10 protein-coding genes are annotated in these 12,849 nt (G+C 74.3%); 2 read left to right on the plus strand and 8 right to left on the minus strand.

Annotated features, from left to right (window positions below):
* Nucleotides 1-144: 144 nt before the first annotated feature.
* From murD to mraZ, 8 genes are all read right to left on the minus strand, one after another.
* Nucleotides 145-1,587: a UDP-N-acetylmuramoyl-L-alanine--D-glutamate ligase gene (gene murD, locus ACFOVU_RS22140; RefSeq protein WP_378536647.1), complete on the minus strand. Its 1,443-nt coding sequence runs from the start codon at nucleotides 1,585-1,587 to the stop codon at nucleotides 145-147.
* Nucleotides 1,572-2,627, minus strand: coding sequence for a phospho-N-acetylmuramoyl-pentapeptide-transferase (gene mraY, locus ACFOVU_RS22145; protein ID WP_378536649.1), 1,056 nt, complete (start codon nucleotides 2,625-2,627; stop codon nucleotides 1,572-1,574). Before mraY ends, murD begins: the two co-directional genes overlap by 16 nt.
* The gene (locus ACFOVU_RS22150; protein ID WP_378536651.1) at nucleotides 2,624-4,036 is read right to left on the minus strand and encodes a UDP-N-acetylmuramoyl-tripeptide--D-alanyl-D-alanine ligase; all 1,413 of its coding nucleotides are present in this window, start codon (nucleotides 4,034-4,036) and stop codon (nucleotides 2,624-2,626) included. The genes mraY and ACFOVU_RS22150 overlap by 4 nt, the downstream gene beginning before the upstream one ends.
* A 248-nt stretch (nucleotides 4,037-4,284) precedes the next feature.
* A complete protein-coding gene (locus tag ACFOVU_RS22155; RefSeq protein WP_378536653.1) occupies nucleotides 4,285-5,880 on the minus strand; it encodes a UDP-N-acetylmuramoyl-L-alanyl-D-glutamate--2,6-diaminopimelate ligase in 1,596 nt (531 codons plus the stop codon).
* A gap of 96 nt (nucleotides 5,881-5,976) precedes the next feature.
* A complete protein-coding gene (locus tag ACFOVU_RS22160) occupies nucleotides 5,977-7,953 on the minus strand; it encodes a penicillin-binding transpeptidase domain-containing protein (protein ID WP_378536655.1) in 1,977 nt (658 codons plus the stop codon).
* Between the two features lie 92 nt (nucleotides 7,954-8,045).
* Nucleotides 8,046-8,513 carry a hypothetical protein gene (locus ACFOVU_RS22165; RefSeq protein ID WP_378536656.1) on the minus strand — a complete coding sequence of 156 codons (468 nt, stop codon included), beginning with the start codon at nucleotides 8,511-8,513 and terminating at the stop codon, nucleotides 8,046-8,048.
* 34 nt (nucleotides 8,514-8,547) lie between these two features.
* Nucleotides 8,548-9,516 (minus strand): 16S rRNA (cytosine(1402)-N(4))-methyltransferase RsmH, encoded by a 969-nt coding sequence (gene rsmH / locus ACFOVU_RS22170; RefSeq protein WP_378536658.1) that lies wholly within the window; start codon nucleotides 9,514-9,516, stop codon nucleotides 8,548-8,550.
* A gap of 255 nt (nucleotides 9,517-9,771) precedes the next feature.
* Entirely contained in the window at nucleotides 9,772-10,203 is a 432-nt protein-coding gene (gene mraZ / locus ACFOVU_RS22175; RefSeq protein ID WP_378536660.1) for a division/cell wall cluster transcriptional repressor MraZ, read from the minus strand.
* Nucleotides 10,204-10,548: 345 nt separating this feature from the next.
* Here mraZ and ACFOVU_RS22180 point away from each other — a divergent pair, with 345 nt between their 5' ends.
* A complete protein-coding gene (locus tag ACFOVU_RS22180; protein ID WP_378536662.1) occupies nucleotides 10,549-11,541 on the plus strand; it encodes an AAA family ATPase in 993 nt (330 codons plus the stop codon).
* Nucleotides 11,542-11,555: 14 nt separating this feature from the next.
* On the plus strand, nucleotides 11,556-12,791 hold the full coding sequence (locus ACFOVU_RS22185) for a DUF58 domain-containing protein (protein ID WP_378536663.1): 1,236 nt from the start codon (nucleotides 11,556-11,558) through the stop codon (nucleotides 12,789-12,791).
* Nucleotides 12,792-12,849 lie beyond the last annotated feature (58 nt).

The raw sequence follows: 12,849 nt of genomic DNA on the forward strand, positions 1-12,849 counted from the left end.
CGAACAAGTCTGGCGGCAATCGTGCGCTGAGCCTCGGACATATTGCGCGTGTTGTGGTTCTTTCTGGCACCGGATCCAATAGCGGGGGCCGGATCCGGCCCCCGCCGGGGGTCCCCGGCGGTGGGCGACGGGTGGAAACCAGGGTCAGAGCTTCTCGACGGCCTCCGCGAAGCGCCGGCCGCGGGCGGTGTAGTTCTCGAACATGTCCATCGACGCCGCCGCGGGGGCCAGCAGGACGGTGTCGCCCGGCCGGGCGAGCCCGGCCGCAGCGGCGACCGCCTCGGCCATGGCGGTGCCGCCGGTCTCGGCGATGTCGGTGACGGGCACGTCCGGGGCGTGGGCCGCGAGGGCGGCGCGCAGCCGGTCGCGGTCGCGGCCCAGCAGGACCGCGCCGCGCAGCCGGGGCGCCGCCTCGCGCACGAGGTCGTCGACCTCGGCCCCCTTGAGCAGGCCGCCCGCGATCCACACGATGGCGGGGTAGGCGGCCAGGGACGCGGCTGCGGCGTGGGGGTTGGTGGCCTTGGAGTCGTCGACGTAGTCGACACCGGACACGGTGGCGACGCGGGCGATGCGGTGCGGCTCGGGGGCGAACGCCCGCAGCCCCGCGCGCACGGACTCCGGTGCGACGCCCACCGACCGGGCGAGCGCGGCGGCCGCCAGCGCGTTGGCGACGTTGTGCGGCGCGGGCGGGCGGACGTCGCCCAGCGCGGCCAGCTCCTCGGCGGTGGAGGCGGGGTCGGCCGTGAACGCCCGGTCCACGAGCAGGTCCTCCACGACCCCCAGTTCGCCGGGGCGGGGGGTGCCAAGGGAGAACCGGACCAGCGGGGTGGCGGGGTCGCCGTGCTCGGTGGCCAGGCGCTCCGACCAGGGGTCGGCGGCGTTGGCCACGCGCACGGTGCCGGTGCCGAAGACGCGCCCCTTGGCCGCGGCGTAGGGCTCGGTGCCGCCGTGCCAGTCGAGGTGGTCGGGGGCGACGTTGAGCACCACGGCGGCGTGCGGGCGCAGCGACGAGGACCAGTGCAGCTGGAAGCTGGACAGCTCGACGGCGAGCACGTCGGGGTGGTGGCCGTCGGGGCCGGGCAGCGCCGCCTCGATGATGGGGGTGCCGACGTTGCCGACCGCCACTGCGTCGCGGCCGTCGGCTCGCAGCATCGCCTCGAGCATCCGCACCGTTGTCGTCTTGCCGTTGGTGCCGGTGATGGCCAGCCAGGTCTGGCCGGCCGGGGCCAGGCGCCAGGCGAGTTCGACGTCGCCGATGACCTCGATCCCGGCGCGGGCCGCCGCGACCAGGACGGGCGCGTCGGGCCGCCAGCCCGGGGAGGTCACGACCAGCCCGGTGCCGGGCGGGAGGTCGTGGGCGCCGAGGACGACCTCGGCGCCCTCGGCGCGCAGGGAATCGGCCACCCGCCGGGCGGTGTCGTCGTCGCGGCCGTCGACGACGGTGACCCGCGCGCCCCGGTGCAGGAGGGCGCGGGCGACCGGCGGGCCGGAGACGCCCAGGCCCGCCACGCACACGGCGAGGTCCTTCAGCCCGGCGGCGAAGTCGCGGGCGGGGTCGGTGTCGCTCACCGCTACCTCGGCATCCATTCCAGGTAGAAGAGGCCGATGCCGATGCCCACCAGCAGGCCCTGGATGATCCAGAACCGGATGACGATGGTGGTCTCGGCCCAGCCCTTGAGTTCGAAGTGGTGTTGCAGGGGGGCCATGCGGAACACGCGTTTGCCCGTGAGCCGGAACGACCCGATCTGGATCATGACCGACATGGTGATGAGCACGAACAGGCCGCCGATGACCAGCAGCAGCAGCTGGGTGCGGGTCGTGATCGCCAGGCCGACGATGAGGCCGCCCAGGGCCAGGGAGCCGGTGTCGCCCATGAAGATCTTGGCGGGCGGGGCGTTGTACCAGAGGAACCCGATGCAGCCGCCCAGGGCCGCTGCGGCGACGACCGCGAGGTCGAGGGGGTCGCGGACCGGGTAGCAGCTCGGCGACAGGTAGGCCACGCAGCTCTGCCGCAGCTGCCAGTTGCCGATGATGACGTAGGCGACCAGGGAGAGGATGGTGGCGCCGGTGGCCAGGCCGTCGAGTCCGTCGGTGAGGTTCACGGCGTTGGAGAACCCGACGATGAGGAACAGCGCCCAGATGACGAACACGCCGAGCATCAGCGGCGGCCCGAAGTCGCGCAGGAACGACAGCTGGGGCGAGGCCGGGGTGTAGCCGTAGCCGTTGGGGAACTGGGTGACGCCCACGGCGAAGCCGACGCCGACGATGGTCTGGCCGAGCATCTTGGCGCCGCTGCGCAGGCCCAGGCTGCGGCGCTTGTAGATCTTGATGAAGTCGTCGAGGAACCCGACGCAGCCCATGCCGACGAACAGGAACATCACCAGCAGGCCCGACACGGTGGGCTGGGTCATCAGGATCAGGTGCGAGCCGAAGTAGCCGATGATCGCACCGAGGATGATGATGATGCCGCCCATGGTGGGCGTGCCCTGCTTGGTCTTGTGGCCCTCGGGGCCGTCGTCGCGGACCTCCTGGCCGAACTTGAACCGGTAGAGGATCCGGATGACCAGCGGCATGGTCAGCAGCGAGACGATGAGCGACAGGCCCGCCGCGGCGAGGATGCCGGTCACTTGGCGTCCTCCCCGGAGACGAGCCGCTCGGCGACGTGTTCCAGCCCGGCCACGCGTGATCCCTTCACGATGACGACGTCTTTGGACCGCAGCCGTTCGCGCACTGCTGCGGCGGCCTCGGCGGCGTCGGAGACCCGCACGATCTCCCCCTGCCAGCCGGCCACCCCGCGGGCGCCGTCGGCGATGGGCGCGGCGTGCTCTCCGACGGTGACCAGCGCGGCGACGCCGGTCTCGGCCGCGAGGCGGCCGATGGCCTCGTGCTCGTCGCGGCCGCCGTCGCCCAGCTCGGCCATGTGCCCCAGGACCGCGATCGCGCGCCGCTGCTCGGCGAGCACCGCCAGCGTGCGCAGGGCGGCGGCCATCGACTCGGGGTTGGCGTTGTAGGCGTCGTTGACGATGGTGACGCCGCCGTCGATCTCGGTGACCTCCATGCGCCAGCGGCTGACCGGCCCGGCCGCGCCCAGTGCGGCGGCGATGGCGTCGGCGTCCATGCCGTACTCGGCGGCGACCGCGGCCACGGCGAGCGCGTTGTGCACCTGGTGCACGCCGACCAGCGCGAGCTGGACGGGGACGCTGCGGCCGCCGATCTCCAGGGTGAAGCGCGCGCGGCCGGCGGGGTCGGAGGCGACGTCGCGGGCGCGGACGTCGGCGTCCTCGGACAGGCCGTAGGTGACGACGCGGGCGCGGGTGCGGCCGGCCATGCCCAGGACGGCGGCGTCGTCGGCGTTGAGCACCGCGACCCCGCCGTCGGCCGCAGCGGGCAGCGCCTCGACGAGTTCGCCCTTGGCCTGCGCGATGTTGGCGCGGCTGCCGAACTCGCCCATGTGGGCGCTGCCGACGTTGAGCACTACGCCGATGCGCGGCGGGGCGATCTCGCACAGGTGGGCGATGTGCCCGATCCCGCGCGCCGCGACCTCCAGGACGACGAAGCGCGTGTCCTCGTCGGCGCGCAGCACGGTCAGCGGGTGGCCGATCTCGTTGTTGAACGAGCCGACGGGCGCGATCGTGGGGCCGAGGCGGCCCAGCACCTGCGCGAGCAGGTCCTTGGTCGAGGTCTTGCCGGAGGACCCGGTGACGCCGACGATGTCGGCGTCGGTCAGGCGGCCGGCGACGTTGCGGGCCAGCCGGGCCAGCGCGGCGACGACGTCGTCGTCGCCGCCGTCGACCAGCAGCTGGGGCGCCGCGACCGGCCGGGATCCCAGGACGGCCGTTGCGCCGCCCGCGATTGCGGCGTCGGCGAAGTCGTGGCCGTCGACCCGCTCGCCACCCAGGGCCACGAACAGGGCGCCCGGGCGTACCTGCCGCGAGTCGATCACGACGGGGCCGGTCACGATGGACTCGGGGCGCGCCGAGGGGCCTATTCGGGATTGGGTGATCTCAGCGATCCGATCGAGCGTCAGCGCGATCAAATCCACTCCTCATGTCGGGCCCGGTCCTCCGCGCTCAGGGCGCCTCGGGGGAGATGAACGGCGCGAAAACGGGGTCAGCGCTGTACTCGTCAACCGCGAGGCGGCGTCTTCACGCCACGGGGCCGGGCGGCGATTGCCGGACCTACCTTAGAACATGTTTGGTTACCCGGGTTGCGCACAGGCCGCAATCCGGACCACTTCGTGATCACCGTTTCCGGGCCCGCCCGGGTGGCGCGCATCGGGGGCGCTCAGGCCTTCACGCGGCGGTGCAGGGCCTCGCGCAGGACTTCGCGGTCGTCGAAGGGCAGGACGCGCCCGGCGACGTACTGGCCGCGTTCGTGGCCCTTGCCCGCGATGACCAGGACGTCTCCGGGCTGGGCGCGGCGGACCGCGAGGTCGATCGCGGTGGCCCGGTCGGGTTCGACGCAGATGCGGGCCCGCTGGTCGATGGGCACCTTGGCGACGCCGTCGAGCATGGCGGTGACGATCTGGACGGGGTCCTCGGTGCGGGGGTTGTCGTCGGTGATGATCAGCGAGTCGGCGAGCCGGGCCGCGGCCTCGCCCATCAGCGGGCGCTTGGCGCGGTCGCGGTCGCCGCCGCAGCCCACGACGATGCTGAGGGCGCCGTCGGTGGTCGTGCGCAGGGCGCCGAGCACGGCTTCGATCGCCCCGGGTTTGTGGGAGTAGTCGACGAGCGCGGTGAAGTCCTGGCCCTCGTCGACGCGCTCCATGCGGCCGGGCACGCCGGGGGCGGCCGCGACGCCGTCGAGCGCCTCGTGCAGCGGGATCCCGGCCTCGACCAGCCCCACGATGGCGGCCATGGCGTTGGACACGTTGAAGGGGCCGGGCAGCGCAACGGCGGCGTCGGCCTCCATGCCGCCGGGGCCGACGATGCGGAAGGTGCTGCCGTGGGACCCCAGGCGCACGTCGACGGCGCGCCAGTCGGCCTCGGGGTCGCCTTCGGAGGAGAAGGTGGTGACCGGGACCGCGCCGCGGTCGGCGACCATGTCGATGAGCACCCGGCCGAAGCGGTCGTCGCGGTTGACCACGGCGATCCGGCAGTACTCGGGGGTGAACAGCCGGGCCTTGGTGTCGAAGTAGTCGCGCAGGTCGGCGTGGAAGTCGAGGTGGTCCTGCGAGAGGTTGGTGAACACCGCGACGTCGTAGGAGGTGCCGCCGACGCGGCCCATGGCCAGGGCGTGGCTGGAGACCTCCATGGCCGCCGCCGCGACCCCCTGCTCGCGCATGACGGCGAAGAGCCCGTGCAGGTCGGTGGCCTCGGGCGTGGTCAGCGAGGACGCGACCCGTTCGTCGCCGACGCGCATCTCGACCGTTCCGACGAGCCCGGTGCGCAGCCCCGCGGCGCGCAGCCCCGATTCGACCAGGTAGCTGACGGTCGTCTTGCCGCTGGTGCCCGTTGTGCCGATGAGCAGCAGGTCCCGGGAGGGGTCGCCGTAGACCCAGGCGGCGACCTCGCCGAGACGGGCGCGCGGGTCGGCGACGGTGAGGACGGGCAGGCGCGTGGCCGCGGCGCGGTCGTAGCCCCGGGGGTCGGTGAGGATGGCGGCCGCGCCGGCCTCGGCGGCCTGGGCCGCGAAGTCGGCCCCGTGGGCGCTGGTGCCGGGCAGGGCGGCGTAGAGGTCGCCGGGGCGCACGCGGCGGGAGTCGTGGGTGACGCCCGTGATGGTGGTCTCGGTGCCAGGGCCGTCCGCGCCGCCCGGCGGCGCCGGGTCGCCGGGGACCGGGGGGGCGTCCCCGGGCTCGGCGAAGGTGACGAACGCGTCCGGGCCGAGGAGCCGGGCGAGTTCGGGCAGCGGGCGGAGTTCGTGATGTTCAGGTCGCATAACCGGTGGCACGTCGTGAGGTTATCGGCTGTGGTGGGCTGGGCGTGAATCCGGCGGCGCGACCGCGCGCCGCCCCGCAGGCGGGGCGGGCGGCGGTCACTCGTCCTCGAACAGCCGGATGTTGGGCGGCTCGGTGTCGGTCGGCGGGATCTTCTCGGACTTCAGGGCGAAGGACATGACGTCGGTGAACACCGGGCCGGCCGCCGCTCCCCCGTAGTACTGCTCCTGCGGGTTGTGCAGGACGACCTGCACGATCAGCTCCGGGTCGTCGGCGGGCGCGAAGCCGACGAAGGTGGCGGTGTAGCCGCCGCCGCGGTAGGTGCCGGTGTCGGGGTTGACCCGGTTGGCGGTGCCGGTCTTGCCGGCCACGCGGTAGCCGGGGATCTGGGCCTCGGTGGCGGTGCCGTCGTCGCCGGTGACCGCCTCGAGCATCAGGGAGAGCTCCTCGGCGGTCTCGGCGCTGACCACGCGCTCCTGGCGGGGCTCGGGCGAGGGGTCGAACTCGCCGTCCTCGCCGACGGTCCCGGCCACGAGGCTGGGCTCGGTGCGCACGCCCCCGTTGGCGATGGTGGCGTAGACCGACGCCATCTGCACCGCGTTGACCGACAGCCCCTGGCCGAAGGAGACGGAGGCGAGCTGGGTGCCCCACCAGTCGTCGGGGTCGGTGAGGATGCCGGCGTTCTCGCCGGGCAGGTCCAGCCCGGTGGGCCGGCCGAACCCGAACTTGCCGAGGTAGTCGTAGAGGCCGTCGGCGCCCAGCTGCTCGCCGACCTGGATGGTGCCGACGTTGCTCGACTGGGCCATGATGCCGTTCAGCGTCATGCGCTCGGTGTCGTGCACGTGGGCGTCCTTGAAGGTCTGGTCGTAGCGCTGGATGGAGTAGGGCACGGTGTAGACGGTGTCGGGCGTGGTGAGGCCTTCCTCCAGCGCGCCGGCGGCGGTGATGACCTTGTTGGTGCTGCCCGGCTCGAACGCCTCGGCGACGGCCCCGTTGGCCCGGTCCTCGGGGGTGGAGTCGTCGACCTCGGTGGGCGCGTAGGAGGGGTAGTCGGCCATGGCGACGATCTCGCCGGTGGGGCGCATGACGATGACGCTGCCCCCGTCGGCGTCGAGCTCCTCGGCGCGCTCGGCCAGGGCCTGCTGGGCGTGCCACTGCACGTCCTGGTCGAGGGTGAGGCGGACGTCGCGCCCGGCGACGGGCTCCTGGGCCAGCCCTCCTGCCATGGGGATCTGGGTGCCCGAGGCGCCGATCTCCACCTGCTGCTTGCCGGGCTCGCCGGCGAGGGTGTCCTCCATGACGCCCTCGAGGCCCTCGAGGCCCTCGCCCTCGGCGCCGGTGAAGCCGATGAGGTCGGCGGCACCGGTGTCCTCGGGGTAGACGCGCTTGTAGTCGGTGAGGGCGCCCACGCCCTGGAGCCCGACCGCCTCCAGGTCGCTCCACTCCTCGGGGCTGATGTCCTCGGCGACGACCTGGTAGCGGCTGGGCTCGGCGGTGACCTTGGCCATGACCTCGTCGCGGTCGAGGCCGAAGCGGGCCGAGAGCTCGTCGGCGACCTGGTCCTGCTCGTGCTCGGGGATGTCGACGGGGTCGACGAAGACGGTGCGGACCTCGACGCTCATGGCCAGCGCGTTGCCGTGGACGTCGGTGATCTCCCCCCGGGTCGTGGGGATGTCAATGGTGCTCAGCCGCAGGTCGGCGGCTGCCGAAGCGTACCCGGCGGCGTCGACCGCCTGGATCTGCACCAGCCGGCCGGCGAACAGCAGCAGGACCGCGGTCATGAGGGCGCCGGCCGCGTGGATGCGCCGCCGGGGGTTGCCGCGGCGGAAGGGGCGGCGCAACGGGGCGAGCGGGCCCCCGCCGCCGCCCCGGGTGCCGGTGCGGGGTGCGGCGCGGGGGCGCCCGTCGGGCGGCGTCCGGGCGGGGTCCTCGCGGGCGGGCCGGGGCGGCCCGCCGGATGTGCCGCGGGGGCGCTGCCGGCGGTCGCCGCGCGGTGCGGGCCCCCGGGACGAGCGCGCGGAGGAGGGGCCGGGGCGGCGGGGGTCGCGGGACCGGCCCTCGCGCGGGGAGGTCATCGGCCGCCCCCCGTGGTGGGTCTCCTCCGTCGGGGCGCGTGCATCCGGCGCTCCACTTCCTGTTCCGTGGTCGTCTGGGGTCGCCCGCTGGGCTAGGGCTCAGCGGGCGCCGGGGTGTCGTCGCCCCGGATCTCGCCCGCGGGCAGGTCGAGGACGACCGGGGGCCCGCCGGGCTCCATCCCGAGCCCCTCGGCCTCGTCGGCGATGTTGGAGGGGGCCTCCTGGGCCAGCACGTCCTCGCGCAGCCCCTCTTCCTGGATGGCGAGGTCGGCGTTCTGCTCCTGGAGCGTGCTGATGGCGAACGCGTCCTCGATCAGCACCGTGCGCAGCGCGAGCAGGCTGATGAGCGCCCCGCCGAGCAGGCCGAGGACCAGCAGCACGAACGGCATGCGGGGCGCGGGCGCAGGCGCGGCGGCGCGGGGCGCCGGCGCGGGCCGCTTGGCGGCCGTGGTGGCCGGAGCCGCCGGGCGCGGGCGCGCGGCGGTGCGGCCGCGCCCGGGGGCGGCCGTGGTGGAGCGGGTCCGGGTGGCGCCCGGTGTGGTCTCGGTTGCCGTGCTCATCGTGGTCTCCCGAATGTTCCGGCGGGGCCGCCGTTCATGGGCGGCGCACCCGTTCGGCGGCGCGCAGCCGGGCCGAGGCGGCGCGCGGGTTGCGTTCGTTCTCCTCGTCGCCGGGGAGTTCGGCGCCCCGGGTCAGCAGGCGGAGTTCGGGCTGCCGGTCGGGGAGGGGGACGGGCAGGTCCGGAGGGGTGGTGTCGGTGGCGAGCGCGGCCAGCGCCCGCTTGGTCATGCGGTCCTCCAGGGAGTGGTAGGACAGCACGGCGATGCGCCCGCCCACGTTGAGCCGGGAGATGGCCGCGGGAAGGGTGGCCTCGAGGATGCTGAGCTCGGCGTTGACCTCGATGCGCAGCGCCTGGAAGGTGCGCTTGGCGGGGTGGCCGCCGGTGCGGCGGGTGGCCGCGGGGATGGCGTCGCGCACGATGTCGGCGAGGCGGCGGGTGGACTCGATGGGCGCGGTGGCGCGCTCGCGGGCGATGGCCTGGGCGACGCGGGCGGCGAAGCGCTCCTCGCCGTACTCGCGCAGGATGCGGGTGAGCGCCGCGACGGAGGCGGTGTTGACGACGTCGCCCGCGGTGCGGTCCTGGGTGCGGTCCATCCGCATGTCCAGCGGGGCGTCGTAGGAGTAGGCGAAGCCGCGTTCGGCTTCGTCGAGCTGGGGGGAGGACACGCCGAGGTCGAGCAGGACGGCGTCGGCGCCGGTGATGCCGAGGTCGTCGAGGACGCGCGGGACGGCGTCGTACTCGGCGTGGACGAGGTCGATGCGGTCGGCGTAGGGGGCGAGCCTGCGGCCGCTGCGCTCCAGCGCGGTGGGGTCGCGGTCGATGCCGACCAGGCGCGCGCCGGGGTTGGCCCGCAGCAGCGCCTCGGAGTGCCCGCCGAGGCCGAGTGTGCCGTCGACGAGGACGGCCCCCGGCCGTTCGAGGGCGGGAGCGAGGAGCTCGACGATGCGGTCGAGCATGACCGGGACGTGTACCGCCCCGGTCTCGCCGGCGATGTCCCCCATGAGCACGGTTCCCCCTCTTGCTTCCTCACGCCCGTCGTCGCGTCCCCTGCGCGCCCCCGGGCCGGACTGGCCTCCAGACGCGAAAGCGGTGGTGCCGCGGTTGCCCTGCGGCCGCCCGCCACCTGGCGCCGGGGAAGATGCGTCAGCTGGCATAGGTTCGCGTCTGAAGGCCGGAATCCGGACTGGGTTCTGACGGCGGTGGCTCTGCGGTCCGCGTCGCCCCGGGTGTCGAGGCCGGTGCGGCGGTCCGCGAAGTCACAGCACCCCCGGCAACACCTCCTCCGACAGATCCGCGAATGCCTGTTCCTGCTCGGCCTCGTAGGCCGCCCAGGCCGATGCGCCCCAGATCTCCAGACGCGTGTTGGCCCCGATGACGACGCAGTCCCGTTCGAGGCCGGCGTAGGAACGCAGGCCCGAAGGGATCGTGAGCCGCCCTTGCTTGTCGGGGACCTCGTCGGACGCGCTGGCGAAGAAGACGCGACTGTAGTCGCGGACCGCCTTCGCGGTGACCGGAGCCGCCCGGAGGGCATCGGTGATGCGCTGGAACTCGTCCATGGGAAAGACGTAGAGGCAGCGCTCCTGGCCCTTCGTGATCACCAGCCCCCCCGACAGTTCGTCGCGGTACTTCGCCGGAAGGAACAGTCGTCCCTTCTCGTCGAGGCGGGGTGTATGGGTGCCGAGGAACACCGGCCCCACCTCCCACGCCCCTGTGCAGGGCGGTCTCCCGCTCCACGATGCCCCACTGTACTCCACTCCTCCCCACCGTCAACAGTTTCAACCATCCGCGAAGCGCGTTCCGACTCGAGAAACCGCTGGTCAGCGCGGGGGGTGCGAGGTGGAGGGGGCGGGGGGTACCCTACGGGCGGGCGTTCGTCACCGCCCGCATCCGGAGCGTCACGCTGCGCCGGGAAGATCGTCCCGGCGGGCCCCCTTCGGAGGCGGACCACACTTTCGCCGTTTTGGTTTGCATTCGACCACTTTGGCTCTAGCCTCGATTTCGTTGGTCCAGGGACTGCGCGGAGAGGGAGACACGTGTCACTCGGCACGCGGTACAACGGCCAGGGCGACGGCCCACCCGGGAGCGCGGCCGGGGTCATCGCCGTCGCCGACCGGATCCGGCAGGCCATGGAGACGGTCATCGAGGGCAAGCCCGAGGTCGTGCGCATCGCGCTGACCGTCCTGCTCGCCGAGGGCCACCTGCTCATCGAGGACATCCCGGGCGTCGGCAAGACCATGCTCGCCAAGGCCCTGGGCCGGGCGGTGGACTGCTCGGTGCAGCGCATCCAGTTCACCCCGGACCTGCTGCCGTCCGACATCACGGGCGTGAGCGTCTACCACCAGGAGCGGCACGAGTTCGAGTTCAACCCGGGCCCGGTGTTCGCCAACATCGTCCTGGGCGACGAGATCAACCGCGCCTCCCCCAAGACGCAGGCCGCGCTGCTGGAGTGCATGGCGGAGATGCAGGTCAGCGTCGACGGCGAGACCCGCCCGCTGGAGCGACCGTTCATGGTCGTCGCCACCCAGAACCCGGGCGACATGGAGGGCACCTACCCCCTCCCCGAGGCGCAGCGCGACCGGTTCATGGCCCGCATCTCGGTGGGCTACCCCACCGCGCAGGCCGAGCTGGACATGATCGACAGCCACAGTGCGAGCTCGCCGCTCGACGAGCTGGCGGCCGTGGCCGCGGCGGCCGACGTGCGGTCGATGGTCGACCACGTGCGCACCATCCACGTCGCGCCCGGGATGCGGCGCTACGCCGTCGACCTGGTCACCGCCACCCGCACGTCGCGGGCGCTGCGCCTGGGTGCGTCGCCGCGCGCCACGCTGCACCTGGTGCGCGCCGCGCGCGCCTACGCCGCCCTGGAGGGGCGCGAGTACGTCGTGCCCGATGACGTCCAGACCCTGGCGGTGCCGGTCCTGGCCCACCGCCTGCTGCCCAGCGCCGAGGCGCAGATGGAGCGGCACACCCCCGAACGCGTGGTCTCCGACATCGTCGCGCGGCTGCCCATCCCCGCCCCCCACTAGACCCGGAGACCCAGGTGAACCCGCTGCGTGCCTTCACCGCCCGGGGCGTCGGCTTCCTGTGCGCGGGACCGGCGGTCATCGGCGCGGGCCTGGTGATCGGGGAGCGCGACCTGGTGGGCCTGGGGGTGCTGGTGCTGCTGCTGCCCGTGCTCTCGCTGCTGACCGTCGCCGGGGCGCCGCGCGCCATCGCCCACAGCCGGGCGCTCCAGCCGGCGCGGGTCGCGGCCGGCTCCGACGCCCGCGTCCTCATCCGGGTGGCCAACTCCGCGGCGCTGCTCCCGGTGGGCGGGCTGCTCGCCGAGGACACGCTGCCCCACACGCTGGGTGAACGGCCCCGGTTCACCATCGGCTACCTGCGCCCCCGCGGGGTCCGCGACCTCACCTACCGGGTGCGCACCCAGGTCCGCGGCCACTACCCCGTGGGCCCGCTGCGGCTGTCCTTCACCGACCCGCTGGGGTGCGTGTGCCTGGGCCGCGAGGTCGGCACGCCGACGTCGCTGCTGGTCACCCCGCCCATCGTCCGGCTCTCGGAGGTCCCGCTGCCCGGCGGCGCGGCCGAGGGCGGCGACAGCACCGCCCGCACCATGTCCGCCGGGGGGCAGGACGACCCCATCCCCCGCGCCTACCGCCACGGCGACGACCTGCGCCGCGTGCACTGGCGCTCCACCGCCCGCCACGGGGAGCTGATGGTGCGCCGCGAGGAGCACCAGTGGAGCGACCGCAGCGTCGTGCTGCTGGACATGCGGGCGGGCGCCCACGCGGGAACCGGGGCCGATGCGTCGGTGGAGACCGCGGTCAGCGCGGCGGCGTCGATCGCCCTGCACCTCAGCGGGCGCGGCCAGGAGATCCGGCTGCTCACCGACGGGGCCGAGATCGCGTCGCCGCGCGGCGACGGGTTCCTCGACGCCCTGGCCACGGCCCGCCCGTCCGCCGGCACCGGCCTGCACGGCGCCGCCGAACTGCTGGGCGCCGCCCCGGTCACCGGCCGGGGGCGGCTGGTGGCGGTCCTGGGGGCCGTGGGCCCCGCCGACATCGACGCCCTCGGGCGCGCCCGGGCCGGGCGCGAGCACGACTGCACCGCGATCCTGTGCCGGACGGCCGCCTGGCCCTCCCCCGACGCCGCACGCGCGGCCGGCGAGGCGCTGTCGGCCGCCGGCTGGCTGGTGGCCGAGGTCGGGTCGGCCCGCGACCTCGCCGGCGCCTGGGCCCGCCTGGCCGACCACCCGATCCGCCCGGGAGCCACCCGATGATCGCGAGAACACCGCCCACCATCGCCACCGCCCCGGCGATCCTGCCGGGAGCCGCCCG

Source organism: Nocardiopsis sediminis (assembly GCF_042650565.1).
Classification (GTDB): Bacteria; Actinomycetota; Actinomycetes; order Streptosporangiales; family Streptosporangiaceae; genus Nocardiopsis_B; species Nocardiopsis_B sediminis.